Annotated in this window: 28 protein-coding genes and 2 pseudogenes; 12 read left to right on the top strand and 18 right to left on the bottom strand. The window is 33.5% G+C overall.

The genetic code is table 11. The annotated features are described in order from the left end of the window. Position 1: 1 nt before the first annotated feature. Positions 2-805, top strand: a complete 804-nt coding sequence (locus tag ACJAZK_RS01410) for an anti-sigma factor domain-containing protein (RefSeq protein ID WP_415222246.1) — start codon at positions 2-4, stop codon at positions 803-805. Positions 806-1,268: 463 nt separating this feature from the next. On the opposite strand, the gene ACJAZK_RS01405 is transcribed toward ACJAZK_RS01410, so the two are convergent. From ACJAZK_RS01405 to ACJAZK_RS01390, 4 genes are all read right to left on the bottom strand, one after another. After that, a complete protein-coding gene (locus ACJAZK_RS01405; RefSeq protein ID WP_415222245.1) occupies positions 1,269-1,757 on the bottom strand; it encodes a hypothetical protein in 489 nt (162 codons plus the stop codon). A gap of 3 nt (positions 1,758-1,760) precedes the next feature. Beyond that, entirely contained in the window at positions 1,761-3,059 is a 1,299-nt protein-coding gene (locus ACJAZK_RS01400; protein WP_415222244.1) for a tetratricopeptide repeat protein, read from the bottom strand. Positions 3,060-3,146: 87 nt separating this feature from the next. Then, entirely contained in the window at positions 3,147-3,719 is a 573-nt protein-coding gene (locus tag ACJAZK_RS01395; protein ID WP_415222243.1) for a DUF4331 family protein, read from the bottom strand. A gap of 58 nt (positions 3,720-3,777) precedes the next feature. Then, on the bottom strand, positions 3,778-4,431 hold the full coding sequence (locus ACJAZK_RS01390) for a DUF4331 family protein (protein ID WP_415222242.1): 654 nt from the start codon (positions 4,429-4,431) through the stop codon (positions 3,778-3,780). A 153-nt stretch (positions 4,432-4,584) separates the two neighbouring features. Here ACJAZK_RS01390 and ACJAZK_RS01385 point away from each other — a divergent pair, with 153 nt between their 5' ends. The 3 genes and pseudogenes from ACJAZK_RS01385 to ACJAZK_RS01375 all read left to right on the top strand — a co-directional run. After that, positions 4,585-5,772, top strand: a complete 1,188-nt coding sequence (locus tag ACJAZK_RS01385) for an LETM1-related biofilm-associated protein (RefSeq protein ID WP_415222241.1) — start codon at positions 4,585-4,587, stop codon at positions 5,770-5,772. Positions 5,773-6,033: 261 nt separating this feature from the next. Beyond that, a complete protein-coding gene (locus ACJAZK_RS01380; RefSeq protein WP_415222240.1) occupies positions 6,034-7,053 on the top strand; it encodes a hypothetical protein in 1,020 nt (339 codons plus the stop codon). 37 nt (positions 7,054-7,090) lie between these two features. Further along, positions 7,091-7,336 (top strand): annotated as a pseudogene (locus tag ACJAZK_RS01375) (DnaJ domain-containing protein); the annotation flags it as partial. Between the two features lie 163 nt (positions 7,337-7,499). On the opposite strand, the gene ACJAZK_RS01370 reads toward ACJAZK_RS01375, so the two are convergent. The 7 genes from ACJAZK_RS01370 to ACJAZK_RS01340 all read right to left on the bottom strand — a co-directional run bounded on the left by ACJAZK_RS01370 (position 7,500) and on the right by ACJAZK_RS01340 (position 11,734). Next, positions 7,500-8,255, bottom strand: a complete 756-nt coding sequence (locus ACJAZK_RS01370) for a LytR/AlgR family response regulator transcription factor (RefSeq protein ID WP_415222239.1) — start codon at positions 8,253-8,255, stop codon at positions 7,500-7,502. Positions 8,256-8,319: 64 nt separating this feature from the next. Then, positions 8,320-8,643, bottom strand: coding sequence for a 2TM domain-containing protein (locus ACJAZK_RS01365; protein ID WP_028873309.1), 324 nt, complete (start codon positions 8,641-8,643; stop codon positions 8,320-8,322). Next, positions 8,643-8,981 carry a 2TM domain-containing protein gene (locus ACJAZK_RS01360; protein WP_415222238.1) on the bottom strand — a complete coding sequence of 113 codons (339 nt, stop codon included), beginning with the start codon at positions 8,979-8,981 and terminating at the stop codon, positions 8,643-8,645. The genes ACJAZK_RS01365 and ACJAZK_RS01360 overlap by 1 nt, the downstream gene beginning before the upstream one ends. 6 nt (positions 8,982-8,987) lie before the next feature. Next, positions 8,988-9,320, bottom strand: a complete 333-nt coding sequence (locus ACJAZK_RS01355) for a 2TM domain-containing protein (protein ID WP_415222237.1) — start codon at positions 9,318-9,320, stop codon at positions 8,988-8,990. Between the two features lie 15 nt (positions 9,321-9,335). Continuing rightward, complete coding sequence (locus ACJAZK_RS01350; RefSeq protein ID WP_415222236.1) at positions 9,336-10,682, bottom strand: histidine kinase; 1,347 nt, start codon at positions 10,680-10,682, stop codon at positions 9,336-9,338. Positions 10,683-10,689: 7 nt separating this feature from the next. Beyond that, positions 10,690-11,313, bottom strand: coding sequence for a hypothetical protein (locus ACJAZK_RS01345; RefSeq protein ID WP_415222235.1), 624 nt, complete (start codon positions 11,311-11,313; stop codon positions 10,690-10,692). 4 nt (positions 11,314-11,317) lie between these two features. Further along, entirely contained in the window at positions 11,318-11,734 is a 417-nt protein-coding gene (locus ACJAZK_RS01340) for a DUF2141 domain-containing protein (protein WP_415222234.1), read from the bottom strand. A 203-nt stretch (positions 11,735-11,937) separates the two neighbouring features. Between ACJAZK_RS01340 and ACJAZK_RS01335 the strand changes: the two genes are divergently transcribed. Then, on the top strand, positions 11,938-13,731 hold the full coding sequence (locus ACJAZK_RS01335; RefSeq protein WP_415222233.1) for a serine hydrolase: 1,794 nt from the start codon (positions 11,938-11,940) through the stop codon (positions 13,729-13,731). Positions 13,732-13,924: 193 nt separating this feature from the next. Then, entirely contained in the window at positions 13,925-14,242 is a 318-nt protein-coding gene (locus ACJAZK_RS01330; RefSeq protein WP_415222232.1) for a hypothetical protein, read from the top strand. Between the two features lie 249 nt (positions 14,243-14,491). Here ACJAZK_RS01330 and ACJAZK_RS01325 read toward each other — a convergent pair whose 3' ends face one another. Then, the gene (locus ACJAZK_RS01325; protein WP_415222231.1) at positions 14,492-15,424 is read right to left on the bottom strand and encodes a peptidylprolyl isomerase; all 933 of its coding nucleotides are present in this window, start codon (positions 15,422-15,424) and stop codon (positions 14,492-14,494) included. A gap of 101 nt (positions 15,425-15,525) precedes the next feature. On the opposite strand from ACJAZK_RS01325, the gene ACJAZK_RS01320 reads away from it, so the two are divergent. Then, positions 15,526-15,978, top strand: a complete 453-nt coding sequence (locus tag ACJAZK_RS01320) for a hypothetical protein (RefSeq protein ID WP_415222230.1) — start codon at positions 15,526-15,528, stop codon at positions 15,976-15,978. A 120-nt stretch (positions 15,979-16,098) separates the two neighbouring features. Here the strand turns inward: ACJAZK_RS01320 and ACJAZK_RS01315 are convergent, their stop codons facing one another. Next, entirely contained in the window at positions 16,099-18,300 is a 2,202-nt protein-coding gene (locus tag ACJAZK_RS01315) for a RecQ family ATP-dependent DNA helicase (protein ID WP_415222229.1), read from the bottom strand. An 85-nt stretch (positions 18,301-18,385) separates the two neighbouring features. Here ACJAZK_RS01315 and ACJAZK_RS01310 point away from each other — a divergent pair, with 85 nt between their 5' ends. The 4 genes from ACJAZK_RS01310 to lptB all read left to right on the top strand — a co-directional run bounded on the left by ACJAZK_RS01310 (position 18,386) and on the right by lptB (position 21,449). Beyond that, the gene (locus ACJAZK_RS01310) at positions 18,386-19,351 is read left to right on the top strand and encodes a KpsF/GutQ family sugar-phosphate isomerase (RefSeq protein WP_415222228.1); all 966 of its coding nucleotides are present in this window, start codon (positions 18,386-18,388) and stop codon (positions 19,349-19,351) included. After that, positions 19,351-20,181: a twin-arginine translocase subunit TatC gene (gene tatC / locus ACJAZK_RS01305; protein ID WP_415222227.1), complete on the top strand. Its 831-nt coding sequence runs from the start codon at positions 19,351-19,353 to the stop codon at positions 20,179-20,181. The genes ACJAZK_RS01310 and tatC overlap by 1 nt, the downstream gene beginning before the upstream one ends. Then, a complete protein-coding gene (locus ACJAZK_RS01300) occupies positions 20,174-20,533 on the top strand; it encodes a carboxymuconolactone decarboxylase family protein (RefSeq protein WP_415222226.1) in 360 nt (119 codons plus the stop codon). Before tatC ends, ACJAZK_RS01300 begins: the two co-directional genes overlap by 8 nt. Positions 20,534-20,666: 133 nt before the next feature. Further along, positions 20,667-21,449 carry an LPS export ABC transporter ATP-binding protein gene (gene lptB / locus ACJAZK_RS01295; RefSeq protein WP_051229782.1) on the top strand — a complete coding sequence of 261 codons (783 nt, stop codon included), beginning with the start codon at positions 20,667-20,669 and terminating at the stop codon, positions 21,447-21,449. A 189-nt stretch (positions 21,450-21,638) separates the two neighbouring features. On the opposite strand, the gene ACJAZK_RS01290 is transcribed toward lptB, so the two are convergent. The 5 genes from ACJAZK_RS01290 to ACJAZK_RS01270 all read right to left on the bottom strand — a co-directional run bounded on the left by ACJAZK_RS01290 (position 21,639) and on the right by ACJAZK_RS01270 (position 25,931). Then, entirely contained in the window at positions 21,639-21,776 is a 138-nt protein-coding gene (locus ACJAZK_RS01290; RefSeq protein ID WP_415222225.1) for a hypothetical protein, read from the bottom strand. 129 nt (positions 21,777-21,905) lie between these two features. Next, positions 21,906-22,430 carry a transposase gene (locus ACJAZK_RS01285; protein ID WP_415222224.1) on the bottom strand — a complete coding sequence of 175 codons (525 nt, stop codon included), beginning with the start codon at positions 22,428-22,430 and terminating at the stop codon, positions 21,906-21,908. A gap of 1,172 nt (positions 22,431-23,602) precedes the next feature. Continuing rightward, positions 23,603-24,199, bottom strand: coding sequence for a hypothetical protein (locus ACJAZK_RS01280; protein WP_415222223.1), 597 nt, complete (start codon positions 24,197-24,199; stop codon positions 23,603-23,605). A gap of 57 nt (positions 24,200-24,256) precedes the next feature. Further along, the gene (locus tag ACJAZK_RS01275; RefSeq protein ID WP_415222222.1) at positions 24,257-25,147 is read right to left on the bottom strand and encodes a DUF808 domain-containing protein; all 891 of its coding nucleotides are present in this window, start codon (positions 25,145-25,147) and stop codon (positions 24,257-24,259) included. A gap of 22 nt (positions 25,148-25,169) precedes the next feature. Beyond that, positions 25,170-25,931, bottom strand: a complete 762-nt coding sequence (locus tag ACJAZK_RS01270) for a CDP-alcohol phosphatidyltransferase family protein (RefSeq protein ID WP_415222221.1) — start codon at positions 25,929-25,931, stop codon at positions 25,170-25,172. A gap of 268 nt (positions 25,932-26,199) precedes the next feature. Here ACJAZK_RS01270 and ACJAZK_RS01265 point away from each other — a divergent pair. After that, positions 26,200-26,527: pseudogene (locus ACJAZK_RS01265) on the top strand (hypothetical protein); the annotation flags it as partial.

Below are 26,527 nucleotides of genomic sequence, written 5' to 3'. Positions count from 1 at the left end.
GATGGATATAAAAGCATACATAGAATCAGGAATACTCGAGCTTTTTGTTGCTGGCCAATTAAGTAGTCAAGACAATAAAGATGTCCAAGACCTTATGCTTAAACATCCTGAAATATTACAAGAGGTTCTAGACATTGAATCTGCCATAATAAAACTATCCTCTGCCATGTCTCCTGGTGACAACAAACATTTGTTACAGCTCATAAAGGACAAGTTACAAATAGGTGGAAAAGAGGTAAAAGTAATTTCAATTGAAAGAGCGAAATATAACTGGCTAACCTATTCAGGATGGGCTGCAGCGCTTGTCATTGGTGCAGGATTATTATGGACGGTTAATCAAAACCAGCAATTGGAAATGCAGGTCTCTGATGCAGACATTGAAAAAGCATATTTAAACGTTCAGATTGAAGCGGCAAAAACTGATTTAGCAGTCAAAGAAAACTTACTAAATGTGCTTCGAGATAGAGATATTATCTCTGTACCATTAGGAGGTCAAGGTGACTTTGCTAATACATATGCAAAAGTATATTGGAACAAATCAAATAATAGCATTTACCTAGATGCCCAAGGTTTACCAAACGCGCCAGAGGGTAAGGTATGGCAAGTATGGTCATTAACCTTAAATCCTTTGACTCCAACAAGTCTTGGTATTATTGACAACTTCAATGATGACGACAACAAAATCTTTAACATAGCGAACACTAATGAAAGTCAAGCATTTGCTATCACCCTAGAGCCTGCTGGAGGTAGTGAATCTCCAACTATGGAGCAACTTCATACTTTAGGAGTGGTATCGCAACCTTAAAAATACAGTTTATTATATTGAAAAGCGCCAGACTCAAGTCTGGCGCTTTTTTTATAGAAATAAATCCTAAACTTAATATTCATAACCGCTTAAAAAGCCTATTATTTGGACTTCTTTTAAGCTCTAATCGTTATATATTTAACGTTCTTTGTTCAAAGATATTGAACTCATTTTAATCCCATGAATCTTTAAAGCTCGACTAGGAAAACATCTAAAAAACTAAAACATAAATAAGGAACTCATTTTGATAAGTCAATTTTAAGGTATACTAGTCGTAAATACAAAAGAAAACACCTGCTAACAATCTAGAAGCAGGTGTTTTCAACTAACAAAAAACTCCAAAACACCACATCTCCACATGGCAAGTCTTAATAATTAATCCATCTTATGTTAGTACTAACCAAGTAATTCCCTCAAACTATTGGTGAATTTTTATATCTTCAAAACGCCTATAGATTCTCGTTTAAAAATTATAGGTTAATGTCATTGAAAATAAAGTATCAGCTTCATGGGAAAAATAATAGCCATTAACAAATCCATTAGACTGCTCTATAATTGGATCGATACTAAAGTTTTTAGAATCGAGATTTAAAAAATTCTCTATAGACAATCCAATACTAAAATCATCAACCCTATAGTTAATTCCGAAATCTAAATAATAAAAACCTGTATAATCATAACTAGTATCCTCATATGGCAATTCCTCTTCTAATCTTGAATTTATTCCTAGTGAAACAAAACTTATTTCGTAATTAATGAGTCGTAAATTATACAAATCACTTCCTAATTGAAGAAACGAGATGCTTTTTAAATCGTTAGAATTCTCAACATCAAAATCTATAAGAGATTTATAAGTTTCGTCTACATCTCTCGGCATCATTCTTAATTCTTGAGAAAAGACTTGCCCAAGGCAAAATGTAAATATTAAATATGTGATTACTTCAATTTTCACTTATTATAGGTTTTTAATTTTATCCTCCATACTTGGCCCTAACTCATATAAACTAGCCAATAACTCCTTTTTTAAAGGCTTAAGGTCTTTAGTCTTTCCTGTCGCTTTATAAATTTCTGCCACATGATACAATGTTGCTGGTTCATACGTTTTATTTATAATATGTTTCTCTACAATTTGTAATGCGTCTTCTAGATTTCCATTTTTAAAATATGACCATGCTAATAAATCATAAGACTGTGGTGTTGGTCTATTTTCTATTTCGGTTTTTGCAATTGCTATAGCGTCTTCAAGTTTACTATTTTCATCTATGTATAAAAGCACGTTATACTTGTTATACATGTCTCCATAGTCTTTATTTTGCATAGCAGTATGATAGCGCTCTAATTGAGATGTACTCATTTCTATATCGCCTTTATAATGTGCAATTTCAGCCTTAAGTAAATAATAATCTGGTGCTTTATAGCTTTCGGTTACTGTATTCAAAATACGAAGTGCTTCGTCAGGATTTTTCTCATGTGAATACACAATCCAAGCAATTCCTTTTTTTGCATAAGCGTCATTAGGATCAATCTCTAATGCCTTTAGAAAATGATTATATGATTTTTCAATGTCACCAGAATGACCATAAAAATCTGCTATATTAGTGTATGACCATTGCTTTAAGCTTTTCAAATTTGAAGACTCAGCGATTGCCATGGCTTTTTCCATATATTTTATAGCTGCATTAAGATTTCCTTTATGATCACTCCATTTAGATAAACGAATGAGGTAATCAAAATCACTGAAATTCTCAATAGTTTCAAGATAGGATTGTGCAGCAGAGTAGTTTCCTAACTCTAAGTGCACATCAAATAACATTTTACGCGTTTCTTGCAAATTTCCTTGTAAAGCCTCTGCTTTTTCTAATAATTCTAAAGCTGCTTTGAATTTATGTTGTGAGATATAATTGTAGGCTAAACTTTTTAAATATGAAGGGTTATTATATTGTGTAATGTCGTTAACCATTAATAATTCTTTTTCAGATTTTTTAAGATATTCAACCTCTCCAGTTGCCGAAAAATACTGAGTATATGTGGATGCCAATTGGCTGTGATAGCCATATTGGTTTGGTGTTTTTTCTAATTTATTAGACCAAAATATTTCGTTTTCTTTTGCCCTCTCTAGCGTTTCATTTGTAGAAATATCGAGATAAGCATTATAGTCTTTTGTAGCTGTAAGTTGTTTCTTTGAAGTTGAGTTGCAGTTAGTAAATAGAACGACTGCCAGTACTGCAATTAAATAAGTGTATTTCGAGCTCATATTAGTGTGATTTTTGAGTCATTATTTAGAGTTATAAAAAATTCTGAAATGAGCTTGTTAGAAGCTCATTTCAGAAAAAGAAACTTATTAATGAGGTGTCGCTAAGTAAGGAAACGAAGCTAAAAATGATTTATCATTACCATCTACATTATCATCTGTCAATCCTGGATTATCAGTACCCATTGGCCCACCAAATATCAACAACAACTCTGTTGAAATAACGTCATCTGCTAGCGTACGACCTGTTAGTACATTTGTACCATCAAAAAATGTTGTGGTCCCTACTAATGATACGGTCAACACATCTGTTGCTAATGCACCTGTAAACTGTTCGGCATTAAAACCTAAGGCATTTGTATACATAGGATCTGCGTGCGCAGGATTTAAAGCTTCTAATTTAGTTTGAAACTTAGTTTGAAATGCAGCACCTTGGTTAGAAGGTAACGTTACGTTGAACGTGTCTTTATCTCCCATACTTACAAATACGGTATTAATAGCTGGTCGTCCCATTTGGTCTTCCTGAGCATACACACCTGTAAAGTTCGGTTCGGTTGTTCCGTTTGTTCCTGTAGGTCCATTATCGTCGTCATTACTGCAGTTTACTGCTGAAAATGATACTAGCAATGCAATTGCTCCTAATTTTATATTATTTAATTTCATGTTCTTTGTTTTTTAATATTTAATAGTTTGTTGTTCTTCGGAAATAAGAAGAATGACCTTACTGTTTTCTTTTAGATTCTACCCAGATATTAACTGAATCTCCAGATCCAACAATAGCTTTTGGCAATTCTACGACTATAGACATTACATTTGTACCAGCGAAACTATCTGTTCCTGGACTGCTAAACATTGTTTCGTTACCAGCGATGATATCTCCAAAACGGAAAAAGTCAAAGTAGAAAGGATCATCTCTTGGTCCTGCAAAAAAGCTCATACCATTATTCGTTTCAATAATTGCACTCGCACCATAAGCCGTAATATCAACTTCATTTTGAACAGCTGTATCTGCTAAAATAACACTGTTTAAGCCAGGTTGAGAAGGGGCAATAGGTCCAAAGAAATACATTTTACCATCTCTAGGCGTTGCTTGGATAACGAGATCTGCAATTGCATCTCCATTGTTATCAATGTTGAACTCTACCAATACATTTTCATCAAATGCGGCATTATCAGTATCTGTAGGACTAATTAGTCCTTGTACATTAGCAACAAACACAATGTTGTCGTTGTTTTGACCTTGAAAGCCAAAAATGTCTGTGATATCACTTGTACCACCAGCAACTGCAGGAGCATCAATATGATCTGCTGCGATTGCGAAAAAGCCGGCCATTGTTATGACTGCAGCTCCAATTAAAATTTTAGATTTTTTCATAATACTTTTGAGATTTTTGTTAATTTATTATTTGTCTCTATTCTACCTACGCAAAAAACATAAATGTGGTTTTATTTTTATTTCAATAATTATCAAAAACTTATAATTGTGAAAAGAATAAAGTAACTTTACACGGTCATTAAAAATCAAGAAATGAACCCATCTACTAGTGGTTGGATAGAGAAATTTTGTTCTCAATTATTAAAAAACGGAATTCCTTTTGAGCATTATAACTCACTGTATATCAACCTTAAAACATATGGTTTTATTTACGGAGTTAATGTTGACGTTACAGATAAAATTGAACAGATTCATAGATATTCTGAAGATGAATTAGCTAAAGTAAACCTCATCACTGGCTTATTTCATGTGTATTATTTTAAAATTAAAAAGGTTACTACACCAGCATTTTTAAACGAACTATTGGCATTTTATAAAGGCTTAGAAGTCTCAGATTTATCCCTTTGGGATAAATTGGTTATTGGTAAAAGCGAAACTTCTATGTTAGAGCGATTAATTCATGACCGCATCCAAATAGATGATAATTTACTGACTAGAAACTTCAATAAATCAATAACCAACTCGTTACTTTTTGTTGATGTTTTAGCTTTTGAAGCCTATTTAACAAGGGGTTTAGATCCCAAAACTTATGCTGCTCATTTAGAAAGTATTATTGTTGGTACCTTATACAAATCTTTAAATTCTAAAAGCAAGATTACAGATTATGATAAAGAAATTGTTAATATCATAGAATCATCGGCATCTAACATGGATGCTGATGATATAGACACAGAAGATCTTATCTATGATATAGATTACGATATGGATTTGAATGAGAAAAAATATCTTTTAGATTTAATATGCTTATCTGTTTGGGACGATGAAATACTAGAACGTTCTGAATATCAGTTTTTAAAACAGTTGACAAAACGCTTGGATATGGAAACTTCTGAAATACAGGATTCAATTTTATCTGTATCACAATTTCATAGAGAACATAAAAAAGAAGTTTTATTATTTCAACAAAGTAATCCCCTTGCAAACTTCTATGAGAATTCGTCTCAGCTTGTCAATAAATTAATTAGACGAAACAGTAAACGATTAGTCAAAGAAGTACGTCAAAGTAAAGACTTGATGTTGCTAATCACAAAATCAACGCATTCTGAGCTCAGTAAAGAGGAACAAAAGCAAATGCAAGCTCAATTGCTTGACACCTTAAAAACAATACCAAGCCTAGCCATATTCATGCTGCCTGGTGGAGCTATTTTATTACCAATATTCGTCAAATTAATCCCAAACCTATTGCCATCTGCTTTTGACGATAATAGAATTGAAGACTAATTTATTACTTAACAAATCTTATGTTAGCATTTTAAAGATAGATTAACCAAACTTAACAAAAACCGCCCTATTCGCAGCACACTATATAAAGATTACATTTAAGTTTAGCTGCTATTCTTTAGTTTTTAAAAACTAAAACGTACGATAGGTTTCAGCACCTATTTAAGTCAATCAGTCGTTTTTACAGTTTTAAGTGTAAAAAAACGTAACATTTTAACTAAAAATTCGTCCAATAGACGTGTATATAAGAATGAAATAGGTATGATTAAAACTTCTACATTTCAAAAAAATGCAATCGCTTTTATAATCCCGTTAGCGCTTTTAATACTATTAGTATTTCTGACCAATACCCGTTTATTTTCTGTTCATCAAAGTTCGCTATCCACCTTTGTGACTATTGATTTTATGATTACAATTCCAATCCTATATTTTTTACTCATTAGAAAACGAAGTATCTCAAATGTTACAGTAGCGCCTTTTCTAATTCTATGTATTGTGATTGCATCCTACACAATTCCTTCAGAAAACCAAGGCCTACTCCGTCTCGCTAAAACTTGGTTAGTCCCTGTCATAGAATTAAGTGTACTATTTGTTATTATAATTAAGGTTAGGAAAGCGATAACCCTTTATAAAACATCAGTAAATGATCATCCGGATTTTTATAGTGCTTTAGTAACGTATTGCGCATCGTTATTCCCCAAGAACGTAGCCAAATTAGTAGCCAATGAAATAGCACTCATCTATTATGGTTTTTTTAATTTCAAAAAAACCATATTAAAAGACAATGAGTTTTCTAATTATAAAGGATCTGGTATTTTATCAACCCTTAGCGCATTGATTCTCGTTGTTGGTATTGAAATGATTACCGTTCATATTCTTTCAGCAAAATGGAGTCCCACTCTAGCTTGGGTTCTTACTGGTTTAAGCATATATTCTGCACTTCAATTAATTGGCATTATTAGATCGGTACCTAAAAGACCTATTGCAATTAACGAACACCATCTGCAATTACGGTTTGGCATCTTAAGTGAAACTACTATTCCTTATGACGCTATTGATCGCATTGAAATAATAAATTCATCAGATTTTGACAAGGACAAAGGCACCAAAACGTTATCTCTATTAGGAGACTTAGAACAGAGCAATATTGTGATTTATTTAAAATCACCTCAGCAATTAGACTTTATCTACGGAAAGCCAAAGACATTCACTAAATTATTACTTTTTGTAGATGATAGTCAAAACTTCAAATCTAAAGTAGAAGCTTGTTTTTCAGAATAATAAAATTATGGAATTAACAAATTAGTATGATGTATTAAAGATTGAAAAAACAGCAGATTTAAATACAATTAAGAAAGCGTTTAGAACCGAAATAGCTTTATATCATTCAAATAATAATACATCTGAAGGAGCTAGAGCACATTTTGACTTACTAGTTGAAGGTTTTGATATGTTATCAAAAGTAAAGAAGCGTGACGCTTATGATAAAATGCTTTTTTCTACTGAAAACAATAAATCCATAATTATTCATGAGCCTAGACTGGAAGAGCAGTACCGAGATTAAAAAAAAGAATCTGAAACAAAATCTGAATGCTATTGGGATAGCGTTCTCAGTGAATTACTAGTACTTGATCTGTTCTTAGACATTGGGTTTAGTGGCCTATTTGCTGAGACAGAAGACTTACTTGACGATTTAGGAGACCCTTTGGTGACATCCTTGACGTTTTTTAAGACAACCACTCTTTAAAATCTTTTACGCGTTCTCTAGCAACAATCACGTCGTGCTCTTTATAAGTCTTCAATTTAATTTGAAGTCTGGAGTTCGTATAACTCACCATATCTTTAATAGCATTTACATTGATGTAAAACTTTCTACTAATTCTGAAAAATTTGTGAGGCTCTAACTCTTCTTCAAGTTGCTCTAATGTCGTGTCTAGCAAGTAGTTTCTACCTTCCGAAGTAAACGCATAAGTGCCTTTGTTTTCACTGTAAAAACATTCTATATCATCGATATTAATCAACTTTAAATGCTGACCAACTTTTACCGAAAACCGTTTTTTATACTCGCGCTCAATAGGATTAACCAATAACTTTTTGATATCGTCAAAATCTAAAGTGACCAACTGTTCTTTTGATAAACGCTCATTATATTTTGAAACTGCTACAGCCAAATCATCTTCATCTATTGGTTTTAATAGGTAGTCAATACTATTCAATTTAAAAGCTTGAAGCGCATATTCATCATAGGCTGTTGTGAAAATGACTGCAGATTTAATGTCAATAGTTTCAAAAATCTCAAATGATAAACCATCACTAAGTTGAATATCTAAAAATATCAAATCTGGATGTTCATTATTTTGAAACCACGCGATAGATTCTTCTACAGAATGCAGCATGGTCTCTGCTTCCATATCTAATAAGGTCAACATTCGTTGCAATCGTCTTGCTGATGGTTTTTCGTCTTCTATGATGATGATACTCATTTAAATAGATTTATTTTGATGGGTTATTAATTTAATTTTGATGCGACGTGATGCTCTATTATAATTATTCGTAACGGTCAATCTCATTAGAATCTTTATCCATAAACTCTTTGATTTTCTTGCTTTCCCAATTTTTACCAAAAATCAAACTTGGTAAAAACACAGAACCAGCGTGTGACAATAAACCTATTCCCCAAAAAGAGAATGTGATAAAATTTCGCCATTGAAAATAGCTTTCACCATCCTCTAAATTTTCAATATTGATATAAACAAAAACGAGATTCACTACTATATAAATCAATGCATGTGTGTAAAAACCTTTAATTCGTTTTACGCGTTTAGCTGCAATTTGGTAGCGTTCTTTGTGATAAATTCTATTGTTTTCCATTATTCCCAATTGTTTGCATCCTTGTCCATCAACTCTTTAATCTTACGCTCTTCCCAGTGCTTTCCAAAGAAAAAACTTGGACCAAAAACGCCCATAAAGTGAAATGCTAGTCCGATTCCCCAAAAAAATGCTGTGGAGAATGTTCCGAAGCTAAAAAGCCGTCCACCACTAGTAGTTATCAAAATGATTAGGAATAAATTCACAATCACATAAGATGCTAGGTGCCAATAAAAACCCATGATAGCTTTTACTTTTTTCTCAGCTCTTAAATAGGCTTCTTCCTTTTCCCAAGCTCTTTGAGCATTACTATTTCTAAAGGGTTCTATATTGTTTTTCATAATATTTTATTCTTTCTGATTTAAAATACGTTCTTCCTCTTCCATACATTCTTGAAGCTTTCTTCTTTCCCAGTTTTTGCCTAAGAAGTAATCAAATCCAAAAACTGAAAATGCGTGAAATGCTATTCCTATTCCCCAGATTAGCCAAATAGCTACTGTTCCGAAGTCAAATAAAGCTTCCTGTAATGTTTTTCCTTCATCTAAATCATCAATGATCTTGATCGTCGTTATGGTTGTATTAAAAACAATATAACCAGTGAAATGTATATAAAACGCTCTAAGATGATCTACTTTATCTTTTACTTTTTTATATAGGTGTACTTTTGTAAATTCTTCCATAATATTCAGTGCTTTTTAATTCCAACGTTGTTCATCTTCTTCCCGCATAAATTTTTCAATTTTACGCTTTTCCCAACCGTTACCTAACACTCCGTCATTGACGTACACTTTGTAGGCATGAAAGGCTAATCCCATCCCCCAACCAAACATTGGGAACCAAAACCATTGAATCGTATTTGGTGTGTAACGAAGCCAAATAAAGAATAAAAATGGGATGACGATACAATAAGAAATTAAACTATAATAAAATTCTTTCATCTCTTCAACACGCTTACGTGCTCTTACATATCTGTCGTCGTATTGTGTTTTTGGTTCTATTGATCTCATGATGGTTACTTGTTTGGTAAGCATAGGTATGGCGACTGCAAAACGGCTTGCTTGTTGATTGATTGATACGGTTTTATTTGATAATAATTGATAACGCTGCTTGATATTTTCTAATCCAACCCCACTACTCTTTTTTACAATTTGTTTTGGCTGAAGGTTATTCTCCACAATGAGCATCCCTTCTTTTTCATAAATTTTAATGTGCAAGGGCTTACTGCTTGTTACCATATTATGCTTTACCGCGTTCTCTAGTAATAACTGAAGCGATAATGGTACTACTTTACTCTCTGGATTAGTAGCATGATCTGGAATTTCAAAAATAATACTATCCTCAAAACGCATTTTTAAAAGCGACATATACGTCCTAGCAAAGTTCAATTCCTCATCTACAGGTATTAAGTCTTTATTCTTTTGTTCTAAAACGTATCGATATACTTTTGATAAAGACGTTGTGAACTTTTGAGCATTTTTTGGATTCTCTTCTATTAAACTGGTTAGTACATTTAGACTATTAAATAAAAAATGTGGATCTAACTGATTTTTTAAAGCATCAAACGTCGCATTTGCAGCACCTGCAATAACTTTTTGTTCTTTAATTTTATTCTTTTGATAACGATTATAAAAGTATATGATGTGGAATACTGAAATTATCGTTAGTGTAATCCATAAACCGAAGGAATAACCTTGCCAAGAATCGTACGCTAAAAACTCTTCAAAAGTATATCCTCTATACAACATTGCTTGCCCAACTCTGACAAGAAATAATCCAAGTAGCGTGATAGTGACAGCGCCAATGACTCCGACCATGATACGTTTAATGGTATCCCCTTTTTTCCAGCTGCGACCCTCCATATAATCAAAGAATGTCATATTAGAATAACCTAAAACAAAAGAATACAGTTGATAAAATCCAAAATCAATTAAAAAATCATTGATTGTTTTAAAGTTAAACCCTCCTGACAGAGCATTTCCAACAACAAATACGATGCATCCAATAATGAGGGTAATAATGACTTTTCTTAGTGTTTTTGTCATAATGAATTTATTCTTTACATGATTTAGCACCTTGCTCAGCACGATCTTTTCCCCAAGTTGGGTATAAGCTGCTTTCTGGTTTAAAGTTAGTAAAAAGTTTAATAGATTTTTCTATCGCATCACAATAGGGTGTTGTGTCTTGTCCAAAATATTTAGCGCTATTCATTGCCCATTCTGCTTTACAATACATAACTCTTGGATTATTTGGTGATAGCTTTTCTGCTTTGCTGTATAGTTCGGTTATTTTTCCGGAGTACTTCATGCCGTAGGTCATCCCATCAAAGGCAACCCAATTAGTTAAAACTTGTGCTTGCATAACCAAAATTTCAGGATTCTCTGCACTTAATATGATAGCGCTATTTAAATGTTCTTGAGCTTTTCCTAACTGTGCTTTCAATATAGTATCATCTTTAATATTCCAGCTTTTTATACTATTTATTTGTGCTATATAATAATGAGGAAGCCACTCTTTAGATTCCGCATTAGAAATGCGCTCAAACATATTCTCTGCGTCATCCATTTTTTGATCTTGCCAAAGTGCAAAAGCCTTTTCCATTCCTTTTTCGTAATTGGTTTGTGCAGATGTAAAACCTGATACCAAAATAATTGTGATGATTAGTAATTTTTGCATGATATTACAGTGTTATAGTTTGTATTATTGATTTATCACTTACTTCAAATTTTGTGTCTTCCCATTTTGGCGGACCCATAAATCCTTTTGCATTATTTGAACAACCATAGTCTTCAATAGGAATACCAAGAAAATTATTATCCATTTTATTGTTGTCATTCTCATCATGAAACATCGAGATCGCATAAATACCTTTTGGGATATTTTTAAATATAACTTCACAGCTCTTCTCTGTTATTTTAACCACAGTTGATTTTAATCCTCTATTTAAAAAGGCATCTTGAGAGTCGTAGACAGCGACATACACTTTTCCTTGGTTACTCTCAAGATTATTAATTTTTACTGTAATATCGTATCCAGATGCTGTTTGCGCATTTAATAATTGACTAAATAAAAACAGAATACAAAACTTAACTAACATTCCCATGGTTTTTTGTTTTATGCTGAAATTGTTACAGCTTTATTGATGAGGCAAATATCTAATAGACATTGTCTTTTTAAAAAAAGGAATGACCCAACTGTGATTTTTTTAAGATGAGTTGTAAAATAAATGAAGAATTGAGTAACTTATCAATCTCCAAAGCTACCAATGCAGTATCTATTCTAACACAAAAAATCAATACAATGAAAAAATTAGTTTTACTCGCATTGGGTTTCTTCATCATTTTCTCAATTAATGCACAAGATAAACGACTTAAAAATATAGAAAAAGAATTGAATAAAATTCTTGAAGCTACCAATACAGCAGGTTTTGCTGTTGCAGTTGTTGAAGGCGATAAAATCATTTATGCCCAAGGTTTTGGTTATAGAGACTTTGAAAACAAAGTCCCTGTAGATGCCAATACCTTATTTGCTATTGGCTCCTGTACAAAAGCATTCACAGCTGCTGTACTAGGTAAATTGAGAGCTGATGATAAATTATCCTTTGATGACAGCCCAAGAATGTATATTCCAGAATTAGAGTTTTACAATAATGATATGAACAATAATATTATTATTAAGGATCTTATGAGACATAGCACAGGACTTCCGAGACATGATGGTTCCTGGTATGTGTTTCCGTCACACGACAAAGATAGTTTAATTAATCGCATCAAATATCAAGAGCCCTTTACAGGAATTAGACAGCAGTGGTATTATAATAATTTTATGTTCTTGGTACAAGGCGTAATTGCAGAACGCATATCTGGTAAAAGTTGGGAAGATAATATTCGAGAGCATTTCTTAAAACCATTAGATATGTCAAGAACCAACGTGAGTATTGGAGAAATGAAGTCAGCAAGCAATGCCTCTCTAGGCTATAAAGTAAAAAATGATAGCATTGTAAACACAGGTTATTATGATATCGCAGCAATGTCGCCTGCAGGAAGTATTAACAGTAGTGTTAATGATATGAGTAAATGGCTCATTACTTGGATTAATAATGGTAAATATAATGATAAAGAAATAATACCAGAACGTTATTTAAGCGAAGCTTTAAGCTCTCAAATGGTTATTGATGCTGCGCTACCAGACGAGGATTTACCAGACATGCATTTTGCTAATTATGGTTATGGTTGGATGTTGTCCTCATATCGAGGAAACTACAGAGTAGAGCACGGTGGCGCCATTAATGGTTTTAGAGCGAGTACTGCATTTTACCCAAGTAAAAAAATAGGTATTGTCGTTCTTGTCAATACAGATGGATCTGCAGCTACAGGACTTGTTAGGAATACAATTGCAGATCGTTTAATTGGAGGAGAAACTACCAATTGGTTAAAGCGTTATACAGATGCCCAAGAAAAGGCAAAGGAGGCTGAAAAATCTGCAGAAGACACAAAAGAAACATCAACTGTAAAAAACACTAAACCCTCTCACATCTCTTTAGATTATTCGGGTAGTTATTCAAATAAAGGATATGGATCATTTAAAATTGAATTAATAAATGACTCTCTATTCACCGAACTCAATAAAGAAAAAGCGTACTTAAATCATATACACTATGACACCTTTGAATTAATATCTGTAATCGAGAATAAAGTAGATACTACAGAATACGGAGAAGGTCTTAAGGTACATTTTGTGACTAATGTCGCCGGTGATGTTTCAGGTGTCGATATTCAACTTGAACCAATGTTAAGCGCTATTAAATTTGACCGCACTCCAAATACTATTGACATAGAGACAAAAACACTAGAGAGATATACTGGAGAATATGATATTGCTGGGACAGAAATCAAAGTTTATATTAAAAAAGAGGTGCTCTATCTCTTTGTCAAAGGCCAACCAGAATATGAACAAATCCCTACCGCTAAACATAAATTCTCATTTAAAACTTTAGAAGGTTATAAAATCGAATTTTTAGAATCTGAAGATGGCACCATAGGTGAAGTCAAAATGATTCAACCCAATGGTACGTTTGTAGCAAAACGAAAATAGCATTACATACTCAAAAAAGCACTCTAACAAATGAGTGCTTTTTTTTTAGTCTTTAACTTCAAATACTAGTTTAGTACTGCATAAAAATTCATATTATAAAGTTAGGAGGATCAAGTGTTTTTAAACAAAAACAACAGGACGAAAAAAATTATGATAGGTATAAGCGTTATTGTTGTGTGTATCGCAGCACTTTATGATAGTTTACATCTCTTTGGATATATCATACAACACCCAATTTTGCCGAGTATTTAATACCGATAATATCGAGTTGAGAACTGACGTAAATAGTCCAGAAGTTGTGTCCATAGATTGTCCATGTAAAGACAACAAAAAAATATCAAAATTTATAATTGACAGCCAGCTAGTGGACCTAAATGATTATATCTCTAGAAACGAATTTACGCTTATCGATGATTTATATATTAAAGAAAATAACAATAGAAACTCAAGATACAAGGTTGTTTTCGATACAAAAACTACTGAGTTAACTGTGAATCTGACCTATAAGTAGGATTAAATTTAATATTAAAGCATAAAAAAAGCACCAATTATATTGGTGCTTTTTTTATTTATAATCAGAATTTTAACGATGTTCAAACGCTATAATATGATTTCTTTTTAAAGATGCTTCGATCGGTTCGGTATAAGCAATTCACACAAGTTTTGCGATTAGCGCCACTTGGCTCTTTAAGATTCCGAAACAAATTCGAGACTAGAGATTCACTCAAATTCTTCGAAAAAGAAGCATTTGGTTCACTGCTTACTTTACGTCCATCAATTCCACATCAAATACTAAAGTTGCATCTGGTGGAATTACACCTCCTGCTCCTGCAGAACCGTAACCTAAATCACTAGGAATCACCAAACGAGCTTTATCACCAACGTTTAATAAACAAATGCCTTCATCCCAACCTGCGATGACTTGACCTACTCCTACTTGAAAGTCTAATGGTGCATTTCTTTTGTATGATGAATCAAACACAGTACCATCTGCTAATTGACCTTTATAATGTACGGATACTGTTTTACCTTTTTCGGCAGCTTTACCAGTTCCCTTTTGGATGATTTGGTAACGTAATCCACTTTTAGTCTCTTCAAAACCAGCTGACAATTTATCCAATTCTGCACTAGCAGCATCGCGCTCTGCTGAAACTCTTTTTTCTCTTGAACCTTCAAAAGTTCTAAAAGCCTCTACAGCATTAAATTTCACTGCATCAGATCCTTCTCTAATGATTTCTAAAGAATCAATAGCATCTCCCTGAGCTATAGCGTCTACAACGTCTTGTCCAGTGATCACTTTTCCGAAGACTGTATGGTTATTATCTAACCAAGGTGTTTCGATGTGAGTGATAAAAAACTGACTTCCATTTGTTCCTGGTCCAGCATTTGCCATAGACAATATCCCTGGTGCGTCATGTTTTAAATCAGGATGAAATTCATCATCAAACTTATAACCTGGATTTCCCGTACCTGTGCTTTGTGGGCAACCACCTTGTACCATAAAATCTGGAATTACTCTGTGAAATTTGAGTCCGTCATAATAAGGAGTCCCTTGAGGCTTCACTTCATTTTCTAAATTCCCTTCAGCTAAAGCTACGAAATTACCGACTGTTCCTGGTGTTTTCTGAAATTCTAAAGCGACTAAAACCTCGCCTTTTGTTGTATTAAATTTTGCGTATAAACCGTCTTGCATTGTATTAAATTTTGTTTAAGTTGCAAAGATATGAAACTAAGTGAGAAGCACAATTTGGAATTGCTTACAATTACTTTAGCTTTGTAAAAAATATGTACTACATGAGTTTTATTACAAAATTAAAATCAGCCTTTGGAAGTTCTAATACTAACAAAACAATAGCGACCCAAGATACTACCGATGCTATTATGAAAGATGTTGATAATAAACCTTTTGCTGTTTCTAACCAGAACGTATTATATGCTGGCTTAAACGAACTTGGAGGCTATTTCTGTTTCCAAACCGTTATTGTTGGTACACTTGAAGTGAAAACTAAAAAAGGTGCCCAGCTTACCATTGTTGGAAAAGGTTTGAATCTCGTATTAAAATCAGAATCTGTTGAATTTGAAACGGAAGCGACAGCCTTAAAAGGTAGAATGGTTACAAAAATAGATTTTCAAATTGATGAAAAGAATGCCGGTAAAATTGACCCACTTAAAATTGATGAATTAACGTTGAATTGCAAGAAACATGAAATTATATTTACAGCTATAGCGCATGATAAAAAGAAATAAGGTTTTATGCATTCTTAACGAATTATTGCACTGAGTTTCGCTTAGAAACAGAGCGATTCGAAAAGCATTTTATCTTAAAAAAAAGATGTACAGCTGCATCAAATACGGAATCCTCTTTCATTAATTCGCCACCTCACTAATAAACTTTATACGATACAAGCGTAATTCTTCATCATCATAATCACCATCAAACTCTTCAATTGCATCGTCTATTTTATCGGTTTCAGATTCCATGAAATAGTCATGAATCTCTTCTTGCTGATCTTCATCTAAAATATCATCTATCCAGTAGTTGATATTAAGTTTGGTTCCTGAAAACACAATCGCTTCCATTTCTTTTATAAAATCTGACATCGTCATACCTTTACTAGATGAAATATCTGTAAGCGGTAATTTTCTATCTACATTTTGAATGATGTATAATTTTATTGCAGAATTTGATCCTGTACTTTTAACTATAAAGTCGTCTGGTCTTTCAATCTGATTATCTTCAACATATTGAGAAATTAATAGGACAAAATCTTTACCATATTTTTTAGCTTTCCCGTCTCCTACACCATGAACATGACTTAACTCCTCTAAGGTTACAGGGTATTTTAGAGCCATATCTTCTAATGATGGGTCTTGAAAAATCACAAATGGTGGTACACCTAATGATTTTGCATTGCGCTTACGTAAATCTTTAAGCATTTTCATTAAATTTTCATCAGCAATGCCACCGATCCCTTTGGCAGCTGCCACAATACCGTCGTCTAAGCCTTCGTCAAAGATATGATCTTCAGTCATCATAAAGGATTGAGGTGATTTTATATAATCATGACCTTCAGTAGAAATTCTTAAAACACCATACGTTTCTATATCCTTTTTTAGAAAACCTGCAACAAGTACTTGACGAATTAGTGCCATCCAGTAACGTTTATTCTCGTGTTTTCCTATTCCGAAGAAAGGTTGAGCATCTGTTTTATGAGACGAAATAAGTGCATTTGTTTCACCAATTAAAACCTGTACTAAATCTTTAGATTTATACTTTTCATTAGTTGTTTTAACGGTTTCTAATACGATAACAGCGTCACTTTTAGCTTCATTTTGTTTTTTAGGATAACGTATATTATCATCCATATCTCCTCCGTCTCCAGTTTCATTATCAAATTCTTCACCAAAGTAGTGAAGAATAAACTTACGTCTAGACACAGATGTTTCTGCAAATGCAACAACTTCTTGAAGCAAAGCATGACCAATTTCTTGTTCTGCTACGGGTTTTCCGGACATGAATTTTTCTAATTTCTCAATATCTTTATAAGCGTAATAGGCTAAACAATGACCTTCTCCTCCATCACGACCTGCACGTCCAGTTTCTTGATAATAACTTTCTATACTTTTTGGAATATCGTGATGAATTACAAAACGAACATCTGGCTTATCAATCCCCATTCCAAATGCAATGGTGGCGACAACCACATCACAATCTTCCATCAAAAACATATCTTGGTGTTTAACCCTAGTTTTGGGGTCTAATCCAGCATGATATGGAACTGCTTTTACGCCATTAACCTGTAAAACTTGTGCTAATTCTTCAACACGCTTTCTACTTAAACAATAAACAATACCAGATTTCCCATCATTCTTTTTAACAAAACGAATAATATCTGCATCTACAGTTTTAGTTTTTGGTCGGATTTCATAATATAAATTGGGCCTGTTAAAAGAAGCCTTAAAAGTAGTGGCATCTTGTATATCGAGACTCTTTAAAATATCTTCTTGAACTTTTGGTGTTGCAGTAGCTGTTAATCCTATAATTGGAATATTATCACCAATTCGTTTGATAATATGACGAAGATTTCTGTATTCTGGTCTAAAGTCGTGTCCCCATTCACTTATACAATGAGCTTCATCTACAGCCATAAATGAAATCTTGACAGTACGCAAAAACTCAACATGTTCCTGCTTTGTCAACGACTCTGGCGCCACATATAATAATTTAGTGACTCCGTTTACAATATCTTCTTTGACCTGCTTAACCTCCGTTTTATTGAGCGAAGAATTAAGAACATGGGCCACCCCATCATAATCTGAGATGCCTCGAATAGCATCCACCTGATTTTTCATTAATGCAATAAGTGGTGACACTATAATTGCTGTACCTTCCGTTATTAGTGCTGGAAGCTGGTAACACAACGATTTTCCGCCTCCTGTTGGCATAATAACAAATACATCCTCACGTGCAACAACACTTCTAATCACGCTTTCTTGAAGCCCTTTAAACTTAGAAAAACCAAAGTGTTGCTTGAGTGCAGAATGTATATCAATTTCTTTTGTACTCATTAATCCCTATTAGTATTTTTGATACATTTGCATAACCTAAAGATAACAATTTCTTTATACCCATCGAACTCAAAAAAAAATAATTTTGAACACTATACAATCTATCCTTAAAACCGCAAGAAAGACTATAGATTTAGAGCGTGATGCTATAGCAAATTTAAGTCATTTATTAACAAATGACTTCGCTAATGCTGTGTCTTTAATTTATAACTCTAAAGGGCGTGTTATTATTACCGGAATTGGGAAAAGTGCTATTATAGCTAATAAAATTGTAGCAACTTTAAATTCTACAGGGACCCCTTCTGTCTTTATGCACGCTGCAGACGCCATTCATGGTGACTTAGGATTAATATTAGATGATGATGTTGTGATTTGTATTTCTAAAAGCGGAAATACGCCAGAAATTAAAGTGTTGGTTCCTTTTATTAAAAATGCTAAAAATAAGTTGATTGCTATAACGGGCAACGAAAAGTCGTTCTTAGCACAACAAGCAGATTTCATTTTGAATGCCTATGTCGCGCAAGAAGCTTGCCCTAATAATTTAGCGCCAACCACAAGTACAACTGCTCAATTAGTGCTTGGTGATGCTTTGGCAGTTTGTTTGTTAGAACTGCGAGGATTTTCTAGTAAAGATTTTGCAAAATACCATCCAGGAGGTGCTTTAGGCAAACGTTTGTATTTACGTGTTAGTGATTTATCATCTGTAAATGAAAAACCACGAGTAGAACTCAATACATCTGCAAAAAATGTGATTATAGAAATTTCAGAAAAAATGCTAGGCGTTACGGCTGTTGTAGATAACAATAAAATTGCTGGAATTGTTACTGATGGAGATTTAAGACGAATGCTTACCAAAAGTGATGCGTTTATTCATCTAACTGCTAAAGATATTATGAGTAATAACCCAAAGCGAATTGATGAAAATGCTATGGCAGTTGATGCTAAGGAACTCATGGAAAAATACGGTATTTCGCAGTTACTCGTTGAAAAAGACGGTGAATATGCAGGAGTTATTCATATTCATGATTTAATAAAAGAAGGTCTTATATAATGGCACATACAAACACCAAAGAGATGTCATTTTTAGATCATCTCGAAGACTTAAGATGGCATTTAATTAGGATTACCTTTTCTGTACTTATTTGCGCAACAGTCGCTTTTATTTTTAGTGGCTTCATATTTGAGCATATCATATTTGCTCCAAAACGGATGGATTTCCCAACCTACAAATGGCTATGTCAAGCCTCACAATTTATAGGCATTAATGACACAACGTTTTGCGCTACAGAGTTTCCTTTTAAAATTCAAAGCCGACAAATGGCTGGGCAATTTTCTGCAGATATATGGACCTCCATTTTTGCTGGTTTCATATTAGCTTTCCCTTATGTGATTTTCCAGTTTTGGAGTTTTATAAGTCCAGCAATGCACAATAAAGAGCGTAAACATTCACGAGGGTTTATTTTAATAACCTCGTTTCTGTTTTTCCTTGGTGTTTTATTTGGCTATTATATTGTCACACCACTCTCTATAAATTTCTTAGCTAATTATAGTATTAGTCCAGAAGTGTCTAATGAATTTGATATTAGCTCCTATATTTCAACGGTTCGCTCATCGTGTCTTGCAGCTGGCTTTGTATTTGAATTGCCAATAATTATATATTTCCTTACCAAAATAGGGTTGGTAACACCTCAAATAATGAGAAAGTATCGAAAATTCGCATTAGTAATTGTACTAATTATCTCTGCAATAATTACACCTCCAGATTTAGCAAGTCAAGTTATTGTAGCCATTCCAATATTAATTTTATACCAAGTAAGTATCTACATATCAAAAGTTGTTATTAAAAACCAAAATAAAAAAGAAAGAAAAACTCATGTCTAATATCGTTACTGATTTTAATGCCTACCGTTCTAAAATGAACGATGCCATTCTAGAAGATAATAACAAAATTATCAAGCGTATATTCAATCTAGACACCAATGCCTTTGCTGAAGGTGCTTTAGATAAAAAAACAAAAGAACTCCTTGGATTAGTTGCTTCGACGGTTTTGCGTTGTGATGACTGTGTGAAATATCATCTAGAGTCTAGCCATAAGGCAGGCTTAAAGAAGGAAGAAGTTGTTGAAGCGTTGAGTATCGCCACTTTGGTTGGAGGTACTATTGTGATTCCGCATTTGCGTAAGGCTTATGAATATTGGGATGCACTTGAAATAAATTCCAAAATAAAATCCTAAAGCTCAAATTCTAAAACTTAAAAAAGAATTCATATACATAAGATGATGCCTTGACATAATGAGCGTTAAACTTATAACAAAGTAAATAACTCTCGATTTTGAATTTGCTATTTTAGCAATTATTACCGCATTTATGAAAACACTAAGAGCCGAGAATTTAATGAAGTCCTATAACGGACGAAAAGTAGTGAAAGATGTTTCTCTTGAAGTTAAACAGGGAGAAATCGTCGGATTACTGGGGCCTAATGGCGCTGGTAAAACGACGTCTTTTTATATGATTGTTGGGCTCATAAAACCAAATGGTGGCAACATCTTTTTAGAAGGTAATAATATCACCAATTTCCCAATGTATAAGCGTGCTCAAAACGGCATTGGGTATTTAGCACAAGAAGCTTCTGTATTTAGAAAATTGAGTATTGAAGACAATATTTTGAGTGTCCTTCAAATGACTAAACTTAGTAAGAAGGAACAACAAGCTAAAATGGAATCGTTGATTGATGAGTTTAGTTTAGAACATATTCGTAAAAGTAGAGGTGATTTATTATCTGGAGGCGAACGTCGTCGTACTGAAATTGCTCGTGCACTCGCTACAGATCCAGATTTTATTTTATTAGACGAGCCTTTTGCTGGTGTTGATCCTGTTGCTGTAGAAGATATCCAGCGTATTATCGCACAACTTACCAAAAAAAATATTGGTATTCTTATCACAGATCACAACGTACAAGAGACTTTAGCAATTACAGATAGAACCTATTTAATGTTTGAAGGTAGCATTCTGAAAGCTGGGAAGCCAGAAGACTTAGCCAGTGATGAAATGGTACGTAAAGTCTATTTAGGACAGAATTTTGAATTGCGTAAAAAGAAGTTGAATTTTGAAACGGCTCAAGAGGGTCAAAAACCAGAAGATGCAATCTAAAGGTTTAATAAAATAGCTATTATTGTTGCTTACTTCCATGAATGGTGTTTTCACTTCGACATTGTTGGTGTTTTATAATATAGCTATGCCATTGTTGGTGTTTTCCACCAACAATCCACCTCAATCTATAATACTGCACTCAAAATCACTTGCCATTGTTGGTGTTTTCCACCAACAATCCACCTAAAACTAAAAATCTTCGCCATTGTTGGTGTTTTCCACCAACAATCTACCTAAAACAATAAAACCTATGCCATTGTTGGTGTTTTCCACCAACAACTCACCTAAAACCAAAAACCGACCTATGCCATTGTTGGTGTTCTCCACCAACAATCTACCTAAAACCAAAAACCAAAAACCTCTCTATTATTAAATCATAGTTAAACCATAACTCAAAATTATTACATAGCGTTGGTGAAAAACACCAACACTGGCGAAAGTGAAAACACCAACAACTCATCTAAAATCAGTCAAGAACTTAAACTCATCTCCTAAGCCCTTATAAAAAGGAGCAGAAGAAAAACGATAGTCCTCTTCATTAACAGATAGCTCTGCCTTAACAGGGTTCCTATGAATATAATTCAACTTTTCTTCAATAATTTCTTCGGAATATAAATCAGTACAAAGAGAGTTTCGTTGCCAAAATTGATAAACTCGATCTTTTAAAGCTACCCTATAGTGTTTTAAAACTTGTGGATGATTGTTTTCCAAATCTCTCTTTATACGTTGTGATGTGAATTTAAGAAGGCTTAACTGAGTATGTTTTAAAGAATATAATTGTGTTGGTTCCCAAACGATATGAATATGATTATCCATAATTACATAACCATAAATTATAACTCTTTTTTCATTGACTAAATATTGTAACGACTCAATGATAATGAATTTATACTTTTCGGGTTTTAATAGTTTGTTCCAATTCAAAATTGTTGCTGTGAAAAATTGCGGACAATCATCTATTTGAATTGGTTTCGTAGTCATTTTGTTTAATCTTATTTACTAAGATTTGTTGGTGAAAAACACCAACAAAGGCCGACTAACAGATCATTTGAAGTGCAGCCATAATGCCATTATTCTTATTTTCAATCAACAATTCATCTAATATATAAATAAACACTCGCCATTTGAGCCATTAAGATTTGTTGGTGGAAAACACCAACAAAGGCAGACTAACAAATAATTCGAAGCGTAACTATTATGCCATTGTGGGTGTTTTGCGCCATTGTGGGTGTTTTGCGCCATTGTTGGTGTTTTGCGCCAACAATTCATCTACAACCATAATACTGCACTCAAAATCACTTGCCATTGTTGGTGTTTTCCAACAACAATTCACCTAAAACAATAAAACCTATGCCATTGTTGGTGTTTTCCACCAACAATCCACCTAAAACCAAAAACCCTCTATTATTAAATCTACTATTTCAAATCATAGTTAAAGCATAATTCATCTAATATATAAATAAACCTTCGCCATTTGAGCCATTAAGATTTGTTGGTGGAAAACACCAACAAAGGCAGACTAACAAATAATTCGAAGCGCAGCTATTACGCCCTTGTGGGTGTTTTGCGCCATTGTTGGTGTTTTCCACCAACAATCCACCTAAAACCAAAAACCCTCTATTATTAAATCTACTATTTCAAATCATAGTTCAAAATGGTTGCCATTTTATTATATAGCGTTGGTGAAAATCACCAACACTGGCGAAAGTGAAAACACCAACACTGGAGAACTATTTGTTGGTGAAAAACACCAACAAAGGCCGGCTAACAGGTTATTCGAAGTACAGCCATTATGCCCTTGTTCTTATTTTGAATCAACAATTCATCTAATATATAAATAAACCTTCGCCATTTGCGCCATTGAGATTTGTTGGTGGAAAACACCAACAAAGGCAGACTAACAAATAATTCGAAGCTTAGCTATTATGCCATTGTTGGTGTTTTCCACCAACAATTTATCTAAAACAATAAAACCTATGCCATTGTTGGTGTTTTCCACCAACAATCCACCTAAAACCAAAAACCTCTCTATTATTAAATCTACTAATTCAAATCATAGTTAAAGCATAATTCAAAATTATTACATAGCGTTGGTGAAAAACACCAACACTGGCGAAAGTGAAAACACCAACAATCTACCTAAAACAATAAAATTATCCTCTCCTACGCTCCAATAATACCATCATCATAAATCCTAAAATGATACGCTCGTCATCCTCATGATCTATAGGCTTCAGTTTTGAAAGTTTAAATTTTCTTCCGAAGAAAGACGCTTCTTTTTTTAACTGACAAATAGCTTGACCATTTAAATCGGTTACGGTATAACTAGGATTAAATAAATATCCTGTTAATCCACCAATTATAGGAAGTTGCCCTAACACAGAATCCAATACCTTTACCCAAGCATTATCTTCTCTAATATGATATTGTAATTTTTGATGTTGATCAATAAGTTCATAATGTGCTTTCCACACAGAAGCCCAACCTTTTCTTGCTATTTTCCCAATCTCTTTACCTTGCGCATCTTTAAAACTATAAGCAGCAGAAAAATCTATCCATTTATCGGCACGAATATTATGAGTAAGACGAGTCTTATTCTCATTATCGTAGATATTAATATCCTCTTTAAGCTTAAACATTTTTTGCCTAACATAGGCTACGGTCTTACCATGAGCATCTTTAGCTGAAAAATCGTTGGATAATGTAGTCACATGAAATGTAAAACTTATCGGAAAATTTAGGTCCTTCATAGGTTTAATTTATATATTTTTAATTCTTAACAGCATTAAATTTGGTTATGATCTGCGTTAAGTAGTCTTCTTTTTATTGAATAGCAAAGCATAAAATTTCTTTAACATAGCCACCACTAAAAGCGCTGTGGCTCCAGCAGCGAGTCCCAAAACAAAATCTCTAATAAAAGAGGGTATCTCCTCTAAAAAATGATGTAAGAACTCCAAATTATGCGCAAAAATACCACCTGCGACCAAGAGTAGAGCAATGGTTCCAATGACCGATAAACTCTTGATGATTTTAGGCAAGGCTTGTACCAAAAAATTTCCAATATAGTAAGTGACATTCTTTTGACCTTTACTCAATGTCACCAAACGGAAGCCAAGATCATCCATTCTCACAATGATAGCGACAATACCATAAACACCTATGGTAGCAATAACGGCAACGATAGACACAACCAAAATTTGAAATAGTAAATCTTCCCCTACAACCGTTCCCAAAGCAATAATTACAATTTCTACGGAAAGTATAAAATCGGTTACTATGGCAGATTTGATTTTCGTCTGTTCTAGTTGTAGAAGCGCTTCTTTTGAAAGCTCCCCTTTATTTTCAACCGTAACCTGTTGCTTATGTGGGACAATATATTCATAAATTTTTTCAGCACCTTCATAAGCTAAATAAATACCACCAAGAACCAAAATAACAATGACTGCCCAGGGTAAAAAGGCGCTCAATAAAAACGCAATTGGCAATATGATAAGCTTGTTCAGCATTGAACCTTTCGTAATGGCCCAAAGTACAGGGATTTCTCTAGAAGCGACAAAACCAGAAGCTTTTTCGGCATTAACAGCTAAGTCATCACCTAAAATTCCTGCGGTTTTTTTAGTCGTAATTTTACTCATTGCAGCAACATCATCCATGAGCGCTCCAATATCATCTAACAGTGCAAAAAATCCTGATGCCATTATTAAGTTTATAAAATGTTTTTTAAATAGTTTTAGCTGTCCTATTCTCAAATACAGAAAGTAGGATATACAATGCTATAATAAGAGGAATTGCCATAAAGTGAAAAACCACTAGTAGTACTGCTGTTAAAATGACAAGGGTGTATCTCATTGTATTATTAGCTAAACTATAATCCTTAAATTTTAAAGCAAATAATTTAATCTTAGCATTTAGTAAATAACAGCTCACTAAAGTAAACGCAATTAGAAACCATTGGTTTAAGATTAAATCAGTTGCAAAACTGCTATTTTGAAATTCTATTATTAGAGGTAAGGATAACACTAACAAAGCATTAGCTGGTGTAGGAAGACCTTTGAAATAGGTTTGCTGATCGTCGTCAATATTAAATTTTGCCAAACGATAAGCCGATGCTAATGTGATAAATAAACCAATAAGTGCTAATGGAGCTATATTTAATTCGTTAAAACTAAAATTTGTATTCCATTCATTTTGCGTAACAATTTCCGGAGCATTAATACTTGTAGCAATTAATTTAAACATCACGATTCCTGGCACTAAGCCACTAGTTACCATATCGGCTAAAGAATCTAGCTGAACGCCTAACGGACTTTGGACATTAAGTTTTCTGGCTAATAATCCGTCAAAAAAATCAAAGAAAATACCTAGAAACACAAATATTGCAGTGGCAACGAAATTATTGTGGACTGCAAAGATGACTGCGATACTTCCGCAGAACAAATTAAGGAGTGTTATAAAGTTCGGAATGTAGTTTTTTATAGACATACATAAGATTTGTGTAAAAATAGCAAACTATTTACGACTAAACCATATATTGATTGAATTTACAGAAGCAAAAAATGACGCTTTTTCATTTATGTAAATTAGGAAAATTAAGCATAGCGGGAGTTCTATCTGTTTTTATAAAAAAAATCCTGTTCTGACTATAGATTTAATTAATAACAAGTTTCATAGAAAAGTAGCACAATATCTGGCGTAATTTACAGTTTAATAGGTGGAAAATATTGTGCATCTTTGTAAAAAAATTTTGCTGTTGAAAAAGTACCTATTCATTGTTACGACATTGATATCGTTTTTATGCGCTTCTCAAACCAAATATTCTAACGAATTTTTGAATATTGGTGTTGATGCCGCTGCTCTCGGGATGAGTAATAGTGTGGTTTCTCACACTGCCGATGTCAACTCTGGGTATTGGAATCCTGCTGGACTTGTAAATTTAGAAGACAGTCAGTTAGCGCTTTTACATTCCAGTTATTTTGCTAACATTGCCAACTACAATTATATCGCTTTTGCCAAACCTTTAGATGATAAAAGTGCTATGGCGTTATCCCTTATTAGATTTGGTGTTGACGATATTTTAG

This window comes from Psychroserpens sp. (assembly GCF_047633235.1).
Classification (GTDB): domain Bacteria; phylum Bacteroidota; class Bacteroidia; order Flavobacteriales; family Flavobacteriaceae; genus Psychroserpens.
The sequence above is the reverse complement of the archived record's forward strand: the minus strand, read 5'-3'. Positions and strand labels throughout refer to the sequence as shown.